15 protein-coding genes are annotated in these 13,690 nt (G+C 65.6%); 2 read left to right on the plus strand and 13 right to left on the minus strand.

Annotated features, from left to right (window positions below; all coding sequences use genetic code 11):
* Position 1: 1 nt before the first annotated feature.
* Positions 2 to 1,417: an aldehyde dehydrogenase family protein gene (locus tag TMPK1_RS12410; protein WP_420243330.1), complete on the plus strand. Its 1,416-nt coding sequence runs from the start codon at positions 2 to 4 to the stop codon at positions 1,415 to 1,417.
* Here TMPK1_RS12410 and TMPK1_RS12415 read toward each other — a convergent pair.
* The 12 genes from TMPK1_RS12415 to TMPK1_RS12470 all read right to left on the minus strand — a co-directional run bounded on the left by TMPK1_RS12415 (position 1,401) and on the right by TMPK1_RS12470 (position 11,972).
* On the minus strand, positions 1,401 to 1,856 hold the full coding sequence (locus tag TMPK1_RS12415) for a hypothetical protein (protein WP_420243331.1): 456 nt from the start codon (positions 1,854 to 1,856) through the stop codon (positions 1,401 to 1,403). The genes TMPK1_RS12410 and TMPK1_RS12415 overlap by 17 nt on opposite strands.
* A gap of 53 nt (positions 1,857 to 1,909) precedes the next feature.
* Positions 1,910 to 2,809, minus strand: coding sequence for a slipin family protein (locus tag TMPK1_RS12420; protein ID WP_420243332.1), 900 nt, complete (start codon positions 2,807 to 2,809; stop codon positions 1,910 to 1,912).
* Entirely contained in the window at positions 2,806 to 3,210 is a 405-nt protein-coding gene (locus tag TMPK1_RS12425) for a GntR family transcriptional regulator (protein WP_420243333.1), read from the minus strand. The genes TMPK1_RS12420 and TMPK1_RS12425 overlap by 4 nt, the downstream gene beginning before the upstream one ends.
* Positions 3,211 to 3,259: 49 nt before the next feature.
* Positions 3,260 to 4,462, minus strand: a complete 1,203-nt coding sequence (locus TMPK1_RS12430) for a CaiB/BaiF CoA transferase family protein (RefSeq protein WP_420243334.1) — start codon at positions 4,460 to 4,462, stop codon at positions 3,260 to 3,262.
* A gap of 67 nt (positions 4,463 to 4,529) precedes the next feature.
* A complete protein-coding gene (locus TMPK1_RS12435; protein ID WP_420243335.1) occupies positions 4,530 to 5,636 on the minus strand; it encodes a hypothetical protein in 1,107 nt (368 codons plus the stop codon).
* The gene (locus TMPK1_RS12440; protein WP_420243336.1) at positions 5,633 to 6,169 is read right to left on the minus strand and encodes a VTT domain-containing protein; all 537 of its coding nucleotides are present in this window, start codon (positions 6,167 to 6,169) and stop codon (positions 5,633 to 5,635) included. The genes TMPK1_RS12435 and TMPK1_RS12440 overlap by 4 nt, the downstream gene beginning before the upstream one ends.
* The gene (locus TMPK1_RS12445; protein WP_420243337.1) at positions 6,166 to 6,999 is read right to left on the minus strand and encodes an alpha/beta fold hydrolase; all 834 of its coding nucleotides are present in this window, start codon (positions 6,997 to 6,999) and stop codon (positions 6,166 to 6,168) included. Before TMPK1_RS12445 ends, TMPK1_RS12440 begins: the two co-directional genes overlap by 4 nt.
* A complete protein-coding gene (locus TMPK1_RS12450; protein ID WP_420243338.1) occupies positions 6,996 to 8,234 on the minus strand; it encodes a tetratricopeptide repeat protein in 1,239 nt (412 codons plus the stop codon). The genes TMPK1_RS12445 and TMPK1_RS12450 overlap by 4 nt, the downstream gene beginning before the upstream one ends.
* A complete protein-coding gene (locus TMPK1_RS12455) occupies positions 8,234 to 8,686 on the minus strand; it encodes a hypothetical protein (protein ID WP_420243339.1) in 453 nt (150 codons plus the stop codon). Before TMPK1_RS12455 ends, TMPK1_RS12450 begins: the two co-directional genes overlap by 1 nt.
* A 13-nt stretch (positions 8,687 to 8,699) precedes the next feature.
* Positions 8,700 to 9,164 (minus strand): YHS domain-containing (seleno)protein, encoded by a 465-nt coding sequence (locus TMPK1_RS12460; RefSeq protein WP_420243340.1) that lies wholly within the window; start codon positions 9,162 to 9,164, stop codon positions 8,700 to 8,702.
* A 169-nt stretch (positions 9,165 to 9,333) separates the two neighbouring features.
* The gene (locus TMPK1_RS12465) at positions 9,334 to 10,671 is read right to left on the minus strand and encodes an adenylate/guanylate cyclase domain-containing protein (RefSeq protein WP_420243341.1); all 1,338 of its coding nucleotides are present in this window, start codon (positions 10,669 to 10,671) and stop codon (positions 9,334 to 9,336) included.
* Complete coding sequence (locus tag TMPK1_RS12470) at positions 10,668 to 11,972, minus strand: NAD(P)/FAD-dependent oxidoreductase (RefSeq protein ID WP_420243342.1); 1,305 nt, start codon at positions 11,970 to 11,972, stop codon at positions 10,668 to 10,670. The genes TMPK1_RS12465 and TMPK1_RS12470 overlap by 4 nt, the downstream gene beginning before the upstream one ends.
* Positions 11,973 to 12,104: 132 nt before the next feature.
* Between TMPK1_RS12470 and TMPK1_RS12475 the strand changes: the two genes are divergently transcribed.
* Complete coding sequence (locus TMPK1_RS12475) at positions 12,105 to 12,713, plus strand: peroxiredoxin-like family protein (RefSeq protein ID WP_420243343.1); 609 nt, start codon at positions 12,105 to 12,107, stop codon at positions 12,711 to 12,713.
* Here the strand turns inward: TMPK1_RS12475 and TMPK1_RS12480 are convergent.
* Positions 12,710 to 13,594, minus strand: a complete 885-nt coding sequence (locus TMPK1_RS12480) for a LysR family transcriptional regulator (RefSeq protein WP_420243344.1) — start codon at positions 13,592 to 13,594, stop codon at positions 12,710 to 12,712. The genes TMPK1_RS12475 and TMPK1_RS12480 overlap by 4 nt on opposite strands.
* Between the last annotated feature and the right edge of the window lie 96 nt (positions 13,595 to 13,690).

Below are 13,690 nucleotides of genomic sequence, written 5' to 3' on the forward strand. Positions count from 1 at the left end.
CGTGATTCAGGTTCGCAATCCCCGCACTGGTCGCGACGACTATCAATTCGCGCCGGCAACCGAAGCAGATCTCGACGCGCATGCTGCATCGTTGCGCGAAGCACAGCGGGACTGGGCTGCGTTGCCAGTCGAAGCGCGCGTCGCCGTGTTGCGTCGCTGGGGCGATGCAGTCGAGGCCGCCAGCGGCGCGCTGATCGAGGCGCTGATCCACGACACGGGACGGTTCGGCGAAACCCATGCCGAAATGAATCTGTTTCGCGGCACCTTGGCGCGCTGGCTGCGCGACGCGCCGGCGCAGCTGGCGACCTTCGACGAACGCGCCAGTGCGGTCGAAACCATCAAGCTGGCGGGACAACTCGTTCCCTATCCGCTGGTGGGTGTGATCAGCCCATGGAATTTTCCACTCGGCCTGTCGGTGATCGATGCGATTCCGGCGTTGCTCGCAGGCAGCGCGGTGTTGGTCAAACCAAGCGAAGTGACGCCGCGCTTCGTCGAACCGTTGATCGCGACGATCAACCAGGTGCCCGAACTGGCCGCGGTGCTGCGCTACGTGCTGGGCGACGGCAAAGTCGGCGCGGCGCTGATCGAGCGCGTCGACATGGTCGTGTTTACGGGCTCGGTCGCGACCGGTCGCAACGTCGGTGAAGCCTGCGCGCGCAACTTCATTCCCGCGTTCCTCGAACTTGGCGGCAAGGATCCCGCGATCATTCTGCCCGGCGCCGATCTCGATCGCGCAACGTCGGCGCTGGCGTGGGGTGCAACCGCCAATGCGGGCCAGGCCTGTCAATCGATCGAGCGCATCTACGTGCATCGCAGCCTGCACGACCGGTTCGTCACGCAGCTCGCCGACAAACTGCGGCGGTTGAAGCTGGCCTTTCCCAAACCCAATGACGGCGAAATCGGTCCGGTGATTTTCGCGCGCCAGGCCGAAATCCTGCGCGCGCAACTCGACGACGCGAAAGCGAAAGGCGCTGTCGTGGTGACGGGCGGCGAGCTGCAAGTGCTGGAGGGCGGCACCTATCTGCTGCCGACATTGCTGACCAAGGTCGATCATACGATGCTGGTGATGACCGAAGAAACCTTCGGCCCGATCTTGCCGGTGATGGCGTTCGACACGGTCGAGCAGGCAGTCGCGCTTGCCAATGACAGTGTCTACGGCCTGTCGGCCGCGGTCTTCGCCGCCAGCGAACAAGAAGCCGAGCTGGTTGCCCGCCGGCTCGATGCCGGTGCGGTGTCGATCAACGATGCGACGCTGACTGCCGTCGTGTCGGACGGCGAAAAGATGTCGTTCAAACTGTCCGGCCTGGGCGGCAGCCGCATGGGGCCGACCAGCATCCGCCGCTTCCTGCGCCAGAAGCTGCTGATCAAAAGCCGCGGCGCCGGTCCGCAGCCTTGGTGGTTCAGATCACTCGCCTGACCAGGTCCGCAAGTTCGATCAGCGTCGCGTTGGCGATGAAAGTGGTCCAGGCGACGGCGGCAAAGGCCGCGACCGGCTTGCGCGTGCGCGCCGCCCAGACGCGAAACTGAATCGCCGTCAGGCCGGCACAAACCGCGGCCGCGACGAAAGCGACGTCGTGCTGCGCATAGATTGCGAAGGCGAGCCCGAACGTCGCCAACGGCGCCAGCCAGCCAGCGCCCATCGCTGCCGCCGCAATCACAAGTCCGGCCACCAGCGCCGCCTGCACCAACGGCGCGACCAGCAGTGCCAACAGCAGAAATTGCGCGCTTATTGTTTCCGTCTGCAGCGGGCCTTTCCCCAGCACGTGCGCCAGTTCAAACGTGCCCGCTGCGGCCAGCGCAAAGAGAATGCCGGCACGCGTTGCACTGCGCAGTAGATGCGGGCCGGGCTCGAACATGGATCGTCGCGGTTGCTGCGCGCAGAATGCTGGAGCCATCTCGCATCTCCGATTTAGGACGTCTTGCCCCACGGACCCGGCGCCGCGCCCGGCGTCGAAGACGGATTGGCGCTGTTCACCAGACCCAGCACGCCGCCCGGATTCATCGCATCGACCATCGCGGTCGGAATCAGGATCGTAGCGCCACGTTCTTTGGTCGTCTCGTAGATGATGTTCATCGCACGCAGCTGCAGCGCCGCGGGATTCTTCGAATAGGTATCGGCCGCTTCGAGGAATTGCTGTGCCACTTGTTTTTCGGCTGCGCCCAAGATCACGCGCGCTTCGCGTTCGCGTTCGGCCTGGGCCTGGCGGCTCATCGCGTCCTGCAGCGACAGCGGGATGGCGACGTCGCGAATTTCGACCGAGATCACCGCAACGCCCCACTCGGCGGTCTTGCGCCCGATTTCTTCGCGCAGTTTCTCGTCGACCTTTTTACGTTCGCTGAGCAGCGACGTCAGCGGCGTCGAGCCGATCGATTCGCGCAGCGAGGTTTGCGCCACCTGCGCGATCGCGACGCGATAGTCGGCGATCTCCAGCGCGGCGCGTTCGGGATCGTGCACCTGCCAGAAAATCACCGCGTCGACATCGACCGGCACCGTGTCTTTGGTCAGCGCTTTTTCAGCACCGAACGCGATCGTCTGAATACGTTGGTCGATGCGCACTGCGACGCGATCGATGAACGGAATGATCCAGAACAGGCCCGGACCTTTGGCGCCCTGGAACCGGCCGAGACGCAGCACAACGACGCGTTCCCACTGGTCGATCATCAGCAGTGCCAGCGGTGCCAAACCGCCCAGCACGACCAGCAAGCCGCCCAGCGGCAGACGTAGTCCGCCGAACGCAGTGCCCATGCCGAGGATCAGCGCGCCGGCGCCGATTAGCACAAAGAACAGAAGCCCCGAAATCGGATTCATCGTTCGTCCCCTTTCTGGATCTGAAGCACGCGCTTGGCCGCCGCCGCCGGATCGAGTCCAGCCGCGTTCGCAAGCGCGATCACACGATGTGCAAATGCGTCGACCGTCTTGTCGCGCAGCGCCTTGTCGGGTGCTGGCGGACGTTCGGCGACGAAGGTGCCGCGCGCAGGCACGACACGAATGGCGCCGGTGCGCGCCAGCGCGTCATAGGCGCGACGGACTGTGTTGAGATCGACCGACAAGGACGTCGCGACTTCGCGCATCGTCGGCAGCCGCGCATCCGGGACCAACCGGCCATCGCCGATCGCATGCAGAAGCTGGTCGCGCAGCTGCAGGTAGATCGGCACACCACTACGGTCGATCCGCAGCGAAGCCAGGACGGGATCCGTGTCTGTAGGCATGTATGCATACAGACCAGCACAGCCCTAATGGGCCGTCAACAGCGAAGTTTCAGCCGATCGCCTTGGTCGCGCGCAGCTTGGCGATCGCGTCTGCGTCCAACCCCAGCAAATCCGCCAACACGCCGTCGGTATGCTGGCCCAAGGTCGGCGGCGCCGCGTCGTGCGTGATCGGCGTCGCGCCGTAGCGGATCGGGTTGCGCACGCCGGGTGCGGTGCCCGCAGTCGGATGCGGCAGATCGAGCTTCATGCCGCGATGGATCACCTGCGGATCGGCGAAGACCTGCGCGATATCGTTGATCGGTCCGTAGGGCACGCCGGCTGCTTCGCAACGTTCGATCCACCACGCGCTTGGTTGCGCATGCATCAGTTCGGCAACACGCGGCACCAACGCGTCGCGATTGCGCGTGCGGCCTGCATTGGTGCGAAACCGTTCGTCGGCAGCAAGCTCGGCTGCGCCCGCAAGTTCGGCCCACCGGCGAAACTGTTCGTCATTGCCGACTGCCAGCACGATCCAACCGTCTGCGGTTTGAAACGCCTGGTACGGCACGATCGACGGATGCGCGTTGCCGAGCCGCGACGGCACCTTGCCCGACACGAGATAGGACGAAGCCTGGTTGGCGAGATAGGCGACTTGCACGTCGAGCAGCGCCAGATCGATCTGCTGTCCCACACCGTTCGCATCGCGCGCGCGCAACGCGCCCAGCACCGCAATCGTCGCATACATGCCGGTCATAATGTCGGTGACGGCGACGCCTACTTTCTGCGGCTCGCCGCCCGCTTCGCCGGTGATCGACATCAAGCCGCCCATGCCCTGAATGGCAAAGTCGTAGCCGGGGCGATGCGCGTACGGACCGTCCTGTCCGAAACCAGTAATCGAGCAATAGACGAGTTTCGGATTGATCTTGGCTAGCGACGCATAGTCGAGCCCGTACGGCACAAGCCCACCGAGTTTGAAATTCTCGACCACCACGTCGCTGATCGCTGCAAGCTCGCGCAGCAAGCGCTGTCCATCGGCGCTTGCGATATCGACCGCGACCGATTTCTTGCCGCGATTGCACGACAGGAAATACGCCGACTCTGTCGTGCTGTCGCCGAGATAGGGCGGGCCCCAGCCGCGCGTATCGTCGCCGCTGCCGGGTCGTTCGATCTTGATCACGTCGGCGCCGAGATCGGCGAGCATCTGCGTCGCCCACGGCCCCGCCAACACACGCGACAGGTCGAGAACACGGATGCCGGCAAGCGGAAGAGTCATGCCTGCCGGTATAGCGGTCGGCCCACCTCGCCGACAACGAAGCTGCCCAGGAAAGCAGGACGTCTGTTTACGCCGTGGTCGGAAAGGCGGTCTTGAGCCGCAGATGGCGGCGCCACAGGAAATAGAGCCGCGACCACGACAGCGGCTTGGCACCGCGCGCGCGGTTGGCAGCGCCGATCACATAGGAGGTGCGCGTCTGGGCGCACAGATCACGCCACGCCGTCAGCAGGCGCGTGCGTGAATCCCAGACGTGAATCGCTTCGCCACCGACGCCGTTGATTTCAACGATGCGAAATCCTTCGCCCATCGCCAGCTGCGCGATCGAAGCGCAGCGCACGTCGAACCGCGCCACATGCAGCCCCGGCACGTCGTTCGCAATCGCGTCCAGCCGGCGCGCCAAGGCTTCGGTCGCGAAATGTTTGCCGTTGCGGAAGATGGCGCCTTTGGAATGGCTGCCCGAAAACACCAGACGCACCTGCTCGCCCGCTGCAATCACCTCGTCGAGCCGCGCTGCATGCCGCGCCAGATAGAGATGCGCGACTTTGCCCGCACGCGGATCGGCCTCGATCAACTGGCGCAGCGTGCGCATGCCGTCGCCGGTGACGCGGGGAAAATATTTGAGCGTCAGCGACAGAATGCGCCCCTGCAGATCATTGGGGCCACGCGCCCACAACACGCTTGCTTCGGGTTCCCAATCGATCAGTGTTTGCAACACCAGACGCTGCCCGTGCGGGAACGAGTCGAGATAGGCGAGCAGCTCGTCGCGCGACGCGATCGGACGCACACCCATGCCGCGACAACCGAGATCTGGTTTGGCAACCACTGGATACGGCAAATTCGCCGCGCGCAACGCAGCTTCGGCGCGATCGGCTTCGGTCGCGCTGTCGCCCGTGCCGCGCACGATGCTGGTCCAGGGCGCGATCCAGTCGCACGCGTCGCCGGTCGCCAAGGACAGAACCGCAGATTTGCTTTCGCCAACCAGTCCGCCTGCTTCGATGGTTGGATTGGCACAAGTGCTGCTGCGGAAGCCGTAGCGAAAGCCCAGCCACAACGCATACAGCGCGATCGGCGCGTAGAAGGCTTCGCCAGGCCAGAATTCAAAATGCGACAGTGGCCGCGCCGGATCGAGCGACAGCGGCGGCATCCCACAGGACGACATGGTCAGATCGGTCATGCTTGCACCTTGCGGAGACGGGGCAACAGCAACAGCGCCGTAACGAGCAACAACGGCACCAGCCAACGCGCTGAACCGAGCGCTTGCGCTTGCACGCCGAACTGCCACAGCGCGACGAACAACACGCCGGTCCACAGGCTCGCGGCGATGATCGCAGGCACGGCGAATTGCAGCGCGGGTACGCGTGCCAAGCCAGCGGCAACGAAGGTTGGCAAGCGCAATCCCGGCACGAGACGCGCGATCAGGATCACGGTCGCAACGCGCTGCGGCCCCGCCGCACCGAACGCGACTAGCCGGCGATTGCGCGCAATACGCTGCGCCCAGGACATGCGATGCGCGGCGCGGCCGAGCAGATACAGGCCGAGATCGCCCAGAATGATTCCAACCAGCACCGACAACAACGCCGGCAGCGGCGACAGATGCATCTCCGCGACCAGGCTGGCCGCCGTCGCGGTCGCGACGTCTTCCAGCGCGAAAGTCGCAAGAAACAAGGCTGCCAGCAGCAGCGCGGGGTTCATCATCTCCATGCTCATCCCTGCGCCTCCTGCAGCAACCGGTGCAGCACTGCCTGCACGCGGGCCGTCTCGTTCCACGGCAGAAAATGATTTTGGCCTTCGATCGTGTCGACGCTGAGCTGCGCGTTGATCATCATCACGCGGTCGAACCGCACGTTCGCATAGGGCACCAGCGGATCTTCGGTGCCGTGCACGACCGCAATCGGCAGGCGCAACCGGTTGAGCTGCGGCGCCAGCGCGCGCAGCTCGCCTTGCAGCGGCAGAAGCTCTTCGTTCGTTGTGCGCCACATACGCGGCACGATCGATGCGATCGGCTGCAACGCGCCGACGCGTTGCACCCACATGACGCGTTCGAGATCGGGATCCATCGCACCGGCCAGCAACAGCAAGCCGCCGACCCGGTCGGGATGATCGAGCGCAAGCTGCGCCACGATCGGCGCGCCCAGTGAATGTCCGACCAGCACCGCGCGCTGTCCCTGCATCACGGTCAGCAGCGGCGCGATTGCGTCGGCCTGCACCTGCAACGACGCGACCGGTTGCAACGGTGTGGTTTCACCAAAGCCGGGACGATCGACTGCGATGCAATAGGCGCCCGGCGGACAGGCGCGCAGAAAATCGGCCCAGCCGCGCGCGTCGCCCGGCGTGCCGTGCACGAAAATGATCCTGCGTCCGGCGGGATCGCCGGCGCTGAGATAGGACAGCGCAATGCCTGCCGCGGGCCCGGCCTCGCGCGCAGGCAAACGTGCGCGCTGTAGCGCGGCGATTTCCTCGGGCCGCGCATGCGGTCCGGGCGGACGCTCGCACGCAGCCAGCGCAAGCAGCAGTGCCAGGCCCACGATGCGCCTCACGCCGCCAACCGCCGGCGCGGTTGCGGCGTGCGATCGGCAAGACAGTCGCGATGCATGCGGTCGAACCAATCGCGCTGCGCGTGGCTGCCGCCAACCGCGATCAAGCGCGGCAGCAACGGCGTCAGCAGGTCCAACGCTTCGCGCTTGCGGTTGCGCGCATGCGCCAGCAGCGCGCGCGCCGCCGGCAAGGCCACTTCGCCCCACACGTCGCAGCGCGCGTCGTCGCGGCGTGCGCGCGCCGCAAAGCCCAGCAGCAATTGGTGCGCGGCCGTATCGCGCCCGGCACGACCCAGCCCGTACAGCGTGTGCAGATCGACAAAGGCGTTGCTGCGATCGCCGATCCGGCGCTCGAGATGATCGGCCAACTCTTGCCAGCGAGCACCGACCACGGCGCCTGCCAGTTCGAGCCGCGCCAGAAGCGCGACCGCGTTCACCTGGTCCTGCACATAGTCTTTGCGCACGCCCCAGACGCGGCGGTCGAACAGCGCCAGCGCGCCGTCGTGGTCGCCCGCTTCGATGCGGAACAGCGCCGCGTGCCACCAATTATGCGTGTAGAGAAACGAGCTGCAGCGGTCCCAGCGCGCGCCGTAGCGATCGGCCCATATCAAGCCTTCTTCGGTGCGGCGTTCGGTGTCGAAGACATGTGCCAACGCGTGTTCGGCCCATGGATCGGCTTCGTCACAAGCCAACGCGGTGCGCGCGGCGAATTCCGCTTCGCGCAACCGGTCATTCTGTTCCAGCGCGAAGGCGTGCAGCCCATGCACGAAGCGGCGGGTCGGATCGGCGCGCAGCAAGCTCTCGGCCGTCGCAAGCTGGCCGCGTACGTCGCCGTCATTGAGCTGGTGAATCAGCAGCAACTTCGCCGAGGTCAGGTCCTGCGGCCATTGCGTCAGCACGTCGCCGTGCAGCGCGATCGCGCGCGGCACGTCATCGGCAGCCCAGGCGCAGATCGCCGCGACCAGCATGCGTTCGCGCGCATTCGCGTGCGGCGCGGCTGCAATCGCGCGATCGAGAAACGGCTGCGCCTTGCGGCGGCCTTCGTCGGTCATCAGGAACAAATAGGCCGCCGCCGCCCAGGCCTGCGCCAAGGCGCAATCCGGATCGGACGCAGCAGCCTCGAACACGACTGCAGCGCCTTTGCCGTGGCTGAGCAGTTCGTTGCCGAACTGGTTCAGCGCTTGAACGACGTCGTCCGCGTCGGTCGTGACCGGCAGCCCATCCTCGGTATGCCGCATCAAGCGGTCACCGCGTGCAGACGCGCCAGCAGCAGATCGCGCGACTGGAGCAGCAGAACCAGCCCCGCAATCCACACGCTGCACGCCATGCCGAACAGCAAACCGCCGTCGCCGTCGATCACGACGCCCAGCGGCGTAAAGAGGTGAAACAGGATTGCGCCTGAAATCACCGCCACCGACACAAGCGCCCCCAGGGGACGGAGAATGCGCAAGCGCGGCAGCAAGCCCAACAGCAACAGGCTCGACGCAACCAGCTCGGCGCTGCCGATCACGTACTGGCTGAAAATCCCCGACGGTGCGAACAGGCCGGGGAAACCGAGCGATGCGCCCCACGCGTCGAGCGTGCCGAAAATATGCTGCGTCTCAGGCGAGTTGCTGAATTTGAAGAACAGCGACTGCACGAAGACGAAGGCGATCCAAAGCGTCAGCACGGTCGGCAGATATTTGCGCATCACCCGGCCCTCCTTATTTCTTCGCCAGAACCGCCGGCCATTTTTCTTTGGCCTGGGCGATGAAGCCGGGAATGTTCTGTTCCCACTTGGTCGCGATGTCGTGATCGTAGTTCAGGTACAGTTTGCCATCGACGATCTTCCACGCCGTCGGATCGGCCGAGGCGGTCGCGCCCTGGCTGACGGCGTAGGCGCAGTATCCGCCGAATTGCGGCGCATATTTCATCGGGTCGGCAACAAACGCGTCGCGATGCGCAGCCGAGGCGAAGTGCCATTCGGCGCCTTCCCAGCGCGTCGAGAATTCTTTCGAGCCTTTCACCGGCTTGTTGTCGGTGAAGTACGCGACCGGGTCGTAGCCGGACACGGCGACGTCGCTGAAGCTCGACGTATAGATCGGTTCGGCCGCAATCGCGGTCGATACGATCGAACCGGCGAATAGAACAGCGGCCAAGGCCAGCGGAACAAAAGCGAGGCGGCGCATCAGGCGTTCCTTTCGAGACATCAAGTGCCCCAGGGTTCGCCGCCTCGGAAGTGCCGTTACGCCATCGCTTTCATAGCCAGCGCGTATCGTCGCCAGCTTCGCTGGCTATTCTTCTTAAGTTTGCGCGTTTTCCCTCCGCGAACCGGTACCCACTTCGCGGGAAAACGCGCTAGGGAACCAGCACGGCGAGATCCATCGGCGTGTCCAGCCCGGCGACAGCACGCGCGGCGCGCAATTCGAGCTGCAAGGTTGAGCCTTGCTGGCGCGCCAAGGCAAAGGCTTCGCCGCTGGCCAGCGCGCGCACCCGTTCTTCTTTGTTGTGCTTTTCCAGCTTCGCGGCGGTGTTCACCGCATCGCCGATGACGGTGAATTCGAGCCGGTCCTCAACACCGATCGCGCCGACCAGCACCTCGCCCACCGCGACAGCAGCGCCAACCGACGGCGCGACCAGACCGCGCGCGGCGCGGTCCGCGCTCCAACGCTGCCCCGCCTCGACCGCGTCGCGCACGGTTTGCAGCGCATCGGCTGCGTAGGTCGATGACGGTTCGACGGCACCGAAACTGACCAGGATTCCATCGCCGAGGAATTTATCGACGCTGCCGCCGCCGCTGCGCACGATCGGCAACACCAGCGCATGAAACTCGCCCAGAAGCGCCAGCAACGCATGCGGATCCAGCTGCCGCGCGGCGATGGAATAGCCGCGCAGATCGAACATCGCGATCGCAGCCGGCCGCAGCTCGCCCCCGCCGGGCACTAGCACGCGGTCGGATTCGACGATGCGCGCCGCGACCGACGGTGCAAAGAACCGGCCCAGCTCGGCTTGCGCGCTGGCTGCGACGACCGCGCGTGCCAAGGTCGCGCGCGCACGCGCCAACGCCAAACTCAACACCGCGGTCAAGGCGAGCAGGCCGGCGATCTTGTCGGCCTCGGCTGCAAACAAAATGCCCGCACCGCTGAGATAGGAGCGCGCATCTTCGGTGACTTGCTCGGGTGCAGCCGACGAAGCCAGCACCACCAGCAGCAACCAGCCGCCTGCCGCAAACAGGCCCGCCCAGGCGACCCAGCGTGGATCGAAGCGCAACGCGCGCAACGCGATCACGCAAGGCAACCAGGCCTGCAACGACACTTTCAGCGCCGATTGTTCGGGGTTGGGAAAGACCGATGCGATCGAGACGATCAGGGCCAGCAACACCGCCACGTCGATCGCAATCCCGGTCGCGAGCAGCGGCGGCGTCAGACGATTCTTATAGGCAAGCCATAGTCGCGCTGCCGTCAGCACCGCATAGACGGCAAAGGTCGCGCGTACCGGCACCACCAGCATCGCACCGGCGCCGACATCGAGCGAAGCAGGCGTCAGCTCGTCGAGCAGCGCCAAGAACGCAACGCCCAGCAGCTGCACCCAGCCGATGGTGATTTCGCTGGCGCGCTGTTGGCGTTCCAGCTCGTCAGCGACGCGTGTGGGAAGCGGTGGCGGCGGCGGACCGAGAAGAAGTGTGCGGAGACTCACGAATCCTGGCGATCGTTTCCGGTGATCAGGCGCGCACCGCGCTGGAAGGTCAGGTACTGCCACAACCAGTTCCACGCCACGACCAGGCGATTGCGGAATCCGATCAGAAAGAACACGTGCACGACACACCACAAGACCCAGGCGATGAAGCCCGAGAAATGCATCCGCCCGAAATCGACGACGGCGGATTTGCGCCCGATCGTGGCCAGCGAACCTTGATGCTTGTAGTGGAACGGCCACGGCGCCGGCCCGCCCGTCGCCCACGCAGCAATTTCGCGCGCAACCCAGCTTCCCATCTGCTTTGCCGCCGGTGCGATGCCGGGGACGAAACTTCCGTCCGGCGCCAACACCGCGGCGGTGTCGCCGATGACATAGACGTCGTCGATTCCATCAGGATGGAGATGGTCGTTGACCGGCACGCGCCCGTTGCGATCGCCCGCAACGCCGAGCCAGCTCGCAGCCGGTGACGCGCGCACACCAGCCGCCCAGATCGTGGTGCGGCACGGTACGCGCTCGCCATTGATCGTCAGTGACTCGGCATCGATCGCTTCGACTTTGGCGCCGGTGCGAAGCTCGACGCCCAGCGTTGCCAAGGATCGCGCCGCTTCTTGCGACAGCGAGTCCCGAAATGCAGGCAGCGCGCGCGGCCCTGCTTCGAGCAGCATGATCCGCGCCGACGATGGTTGGATGGTGCGGAAATCGCCGACGATCGCATGCCGCGCCAGCTCGGCGATCGCGCCCGCCATTTCGACGCCGGTCGGCCCCGCCCCCACGACGGCAAAGGTCAGCAGCGCTGCGCGGCGGGCTGGATCGCGTTCGACCTCGGCCTGTTCGAACGCAAGCAGGACGTGGCGGCGAATCCGCGTCGCATCGTCGATCGTTTTCAGGCCGGGCGCGAATTCCGCCCATTCATCATGGCCGAAATAGGCGTGGCGTACGCCGGTCGCCAACACCAGCCGGTCATAGTCGAGCGTGTCGCCCGATGCGAGCTGCACGCGTTTGGCGCGGCGATCGACGCCGATCACCTCGTCGAGCAGCACGCGCGCATTTTGCTGGCCGCGTACGATGTTGCGGATCGGCGCCGCAATGTCGGCCGGCGACAGCGCCGCGGTCGCAACTTGATACAGGAGTGGTTGAAACAGGTGGTAGTTGTGCTGATCGACGATCGTGATCTCGAGATCAGCCCCCTTGAGCTTGGATGGGCGTAGGCCCTGCGCGCACCACAGCCCGCCAAAGCCGGCGCCCACGATCACGACGTGTTTGCGCCCAGCGCTGGATCCGAGGTTGGACGATGCCTCCATATGGACCATCGAACGCCGGGCGCGGACCGGGTGCAAGCGTCTCCGCACGCTCTGGTTCGATACGCGCCGTCTATTGTCTCGGTGCATGGCTTGCGCTTGGCGCCTGCAAGGCGGCGGCGCACTGTGTCGACGATGACCGAGGGACCGAAGACCGAGACTGTCACGCTGTACGACCAGCTGGTCGCGCAGCTACGTGCCGCCGGCGTTGGCGAGGACGCGCCCAAGATCGGCGACCCGCTTCCCGATTTCGCGCTGCCCGACGGCGAAGGCCGGCCGGTGACGCCCGCGTCGCTCTACGCAACCGGTCCGCTGGTACTGAGTTTCCAACGCGGCCGCTGGTGCCCCTATTGCCGCGAAGAAATGCAGTCGCTGCAGACGCAGGCCGCGGCCATCCAAACCGCGGGCGGCAAGGTGGTCGCGATCACGCCGGAAATCGGCGGCGGCGCGTTGCTGCTGCGATCAACATTGTCGCTCGACTATCCGGTCTTGTGCGATGTCGATAGCGGCGTCGCGCTGACGCTTGGGTTGGTCTTCCGGCTCACCGACGATGTGCGCCGTTCCTATCTCGCGAAGGGGCTGGACCTGACGACGCTGTATGGCAACGCGTCATGGTTCTTGCCGGTGCCCGCAACCTTCGTCGTCGATCGCAGCGGTACGATTCGCTTTGCCCATGTCGATGTCGATTTTCGCCAGCGCGCCGATCCCGACGCGGTGCTGCGCGCGGTGCAGAGCGCGGCCTAAGCCGCAACACCCCAAGCGCGCGCCCGCGCTGCGCGCACGAACGCATCGGCGGCGGCGGAGCGGCGACGTCCGGCAACCGTCGCGACGGCAAGCGCGCGATCGAGTTGCACGTCTTCGAACGGCCGCGTCACCAGCCCGTCGCGCAGCGGATGAAACGCACCGATCAGCGAACGGCCCAGCCCAGCCGCGACCAGCAGCTGCACTTGCGCTTCGCCGGCCGCGCGATGGCGGATCGCCAGTGCCACGCCGCGTTCTTCTGCCAGTTGCACGAACGCACGCCGCGTCGGGCATGCACCACATTCGATCCAGCTGGTTCCGCGCAACGCATCGAGCGAAATCGATTCGCGCGATGCCAACGGGTCGTCGGCGCGCAGCAACACCAAGATCGGTTCGCGCGCCAAGGTCCAGGATTCAACACGTTCGGGCAGATCGCCGACATGGGTGATCAGCAGCGCATCGAGATCGCCATGCATCGCGTCTTCGAGCAGCGTCGCTTGCGCGCCCGTCGCCAACGTCAGTTCCAAGCCGCCGATCGCGCTGTCGAGATGGCGCAAAGGTTCGACCAGCTCGTGCACCGGCAGCGCATCGACGACGCCCAACGCCAGCGGCACCACATCGGCACGCTTTACGTGATCGGCCAACGCCTTCGCCGCCTCGGCGGCGTCGAAGGTCCGTTGCAGGTGCGGCTGCACCGCGCGACCGAGATCGGTCAGATGGGTCAAGGCGCGCTCGCGGCGGAACAACAACCCGCCCAGCTCCTCTTCCAGCTTTTGGATGGCGCGGGTGAGCGACGGCTGCGTGACGTTGCAGTCCTCCGCCGCGCGCGTGAAGTTGAGCGTGCGCGCCACGGCCAGGAAGTATCGCACTTGATGCATTTCCATGGCGCTCTCCGATCCGTCTTCGACGGTGCCTGTTCGGACCTGGTGGGAAAAGGTCACCGGGGCGACACAATCTGTCGCGCCGCAATCTCTATCGCA

The organism is Roseiterribacter gracilis (genome assembly GCA_018332375.1).
GTDB classification, from domain to species: Bacteria; Pseudomonadota; Alphaproteobacteria; order BOG-932; family Roseiterribacteraceae; genus Roseiterribacter; species Roseiterribacter gracilis.

Bases quoted from the DNA above. Each gene is read 5' to 3' on its own strand.
- TMPK1_RS12415 (WP_420243331.1), bottom strand. From the start codon at position 1,856: ATGTTCGAGCCCGGCCCGCATCTACTGCGCAGTGCAACGCGTGCCGGC.
- TMPK1_RS12420 (WP_420243332.1), bottom strand. From the start codon at position 2,809: ATGAATCCGATTTCGGGGCTTCTGTTCTTTGTGCTAATCGGCGCCGGC.
- TMPK1_RS12425 (WP_420243333.1), bottom strand. From the start codon at position 3,210: ATGCCTACAGACACGGATCCCGTCCTGGCTTCGCTGCGGATCGACCGT.
- TMPK1_RS12430 (WP_420243334.1), bottom strand. From the start codon at position 4,462: ATGACTCTTCCGCTTGCCGGCATCCGTGTTCTCGACCTGTCGCGTGTG.
- TMPK1_RS12435 (WP_420243335.1), bottom strand. From the start codon at position 5,636: ATGACCGATCTGACCATGTCGTCCTGTGGGATGCCGCCGCTGTCGCTC.
- TMPK1_RS12440 (WP_420243336.1), bottom strand. From the start codon at position 6,169: ATGAGCATGGAGATGATGAACCCCGCGCTGCTGCTGGCAGCCTTGTTT.
- TMPK1_RS12450 (WP_420243338.1), bottom strand. From the start codon at position 8,234: ATGCGGCATACCGAGGATGGGCTGCCGGTCACGACCGACGCGGACGAC.
- TMPK1_RS12455 (WP_420243339.1), bottom strand. From the start codon at position 8,686: ATGCGCAAATATCTGCCGACCGTGCTGACGCTTTGGATCGCCTTCGTC.
- TMPK1_RS12460 (WP_420243340.1), bottom strand. From the start codon at position 9,164: ATGCGCCGCCTCGCTTTTGTTCCGCTGGCCTTGGCCGCTGTTCTATTC.
- TMPK1_RS12470 (WP_420243342.1), bottom strand. From the start codon at position 11,972: ATGGAGGCATCGTCCAACCTCGGATCCAGCGCTGGGCGCAAACACGTC.
- TMPK1_RS12475 (WP_420243343.1), top strand. From the start codon at position 12,105: ATGACCGAGGGACCGAAGACCGAGACTGTCACGCTGTACGACCAGCTG.
- TMPK1_RS12480 (WP_420243344.1), bottom strand. From the start codon at position 13,594: ATGGAAATGCATCAAGTGCGATACTTCCTGGCCGTGGCGCGCACGCTC.